General features: G+C 66.6%; 2 protein-coding genes. One reads left to right on the top strand and one right to left on the bottom strand.

Going from position 1 to position 1,507, the window contains the following annotated elements:
- Nucleotides 1-1,111, bottom strand: a 1,111-nt coding sequence (locus ABD250_RS18005) for an IS630 family transposase (protein WP_344393594.1), incomplete at its 3' end; no start/stop codon positions are given.
- 85 nt (nt 1,112-1,196) lie between these two features.
- Between ABD250_RS18005 and ABD250_RS18000 the strand changes: the two genes are divergently transcribed.
- The coding region (locus ABD250_RS18000; RefSeq protein WP_344393592.1) for a hypothetical protein at nt 1,197-1,507 on the top strand (311 nt) is incomplete at its 3' end.

Below are 1,507 nucleotides of genomic sequence, written 5' to 3'. Positions count from 1 at the left end.
GACGGTCGAGGTGGCGGTTGAGGTCATCGCGGGTGTACTTCCAGCCGAACGGTTCAGCGCTGTGGTTGTAGCGATTCTCGAAGTTGAGGATGCGTGCGGCGAGGTCGTCGAGGTTTGCGAAGTCGCCGGTGGCGATGGCTTTGCGCTGCAGGATCGAGAAGTAGATCTCGACCTGGTTGAGCCACGAGGCGTGCACCGGTAGGTGCACCAGGACCGCGTTGGGAAACGCCTGGCTCATTCGGTCGATCGAGGCCTGACCTGCGTGGGATGAGCCGTTGTCGACGACCCAGAACACTCGCTTGGCGCTGGCGTAGGGTTCCTGGGTCATCACCTGCTCGACCAGTTCGGTGAACGGGGCGATCCCGGTCTTTGATGCGGTCATCCCTATCACGCGGGCACGGTGGACGTCGTAGGCGGCGAAGTAGGCCAACGTCCCACCGCGGCGGTACTCGAACTCCACGCGCCGCGGCTGACCGGGCCTGGCGGGAGTCTCGGCGTGACGGCGTTTGAGGGCTTGGAGCTGCGATTTCTCGTCAGCACTGATGACGTACTCATCATCGCCTAACTCGATGCCGTTCCAGCGGCGGTGGTACAGATCCAGCACCCGGGTGGCCTTGACGGCGAAGTTGGGGTCGCGAGGGAAGATCCACGATCGGTGCTGCCACGGCTTGATCGCATCGGCGGCCAGCCAGCGCCCGATCGTCGCCGTGGCCACCGGGCGCACCAGCCCGGTGGCCACGGCGTGGGCTCTCAGCTCGGCGGCCGACCATCTGGTCAGCGGCAGACCGTGGTCAGCCGGACGCGTACACGCCAACGCTTTGACCTGGGCGACCTCGACGGGGGTGAACACGCGCGGCCGTCCCGAGCGGGGCCGGTCTTTGAGCCCCTCGAGGCGCTCGGCGCAGAAGCGATGACGCCACTGGCGCACGGTGTCGTCACACACCCCGATGTCGCGGGCGATCACAGCGTTCGCGTCACCGTCTGCGGCGGCCAGGACGATCCGGGCGCGCAGTACGTCACGGTGCGCACAGCGGGCAGCGTTCGCGCGGCGGGTCAGCTCGTCGCGTTCCTTGTCGGTGAGGATGACGATGTCGGCGCTGGTGGGAGGCATGTTCATTTCTGGCCCAGCCGGAGGCGACCGCCAAGCCGCCACGCCGGAACAAGCCGGAAGTCGAGGGCGAGAACGGGCGGCGGCGATGATGGAGATCATGGCCAAGATTCCCGAGTCGACCCAGACCTCACTGCGACAGAAACTCCTGGCGCGCGCGTCCGAACGGTGGCCCCAGATCCAGGAACTGCACACCCGCTACCGGGCCGGGTTTGCCTACGTCGATGCCACCTTGACCGACGGCGACGAAGTCAAGCTCTGCCGACTGCGCTACGCCGGATCAGCCAGCAACTGGGGCTTTGCGATCTACCGCGCCAGCCACAACGACTACCAACAAGCCGCCCTGCCAAACGGATGGCCCTCAGGCACTCCCGAAGAAGCCCTCGACACCGCCTGCGG

This window comes from Dietzia cercidiphylli, assembly GCF_039531545.1.
In the GTDB taxonomy this organism is placed as follows: Bacteria; Actinomycetota; Actinomycetes; order Mycobacteriales; family Mycobacteriaceae; genus Dietzia; species Dietzia natronolimnaea.
This window is presented reverse-complemented; position numbering and strand designations above follow the sequence as displayed.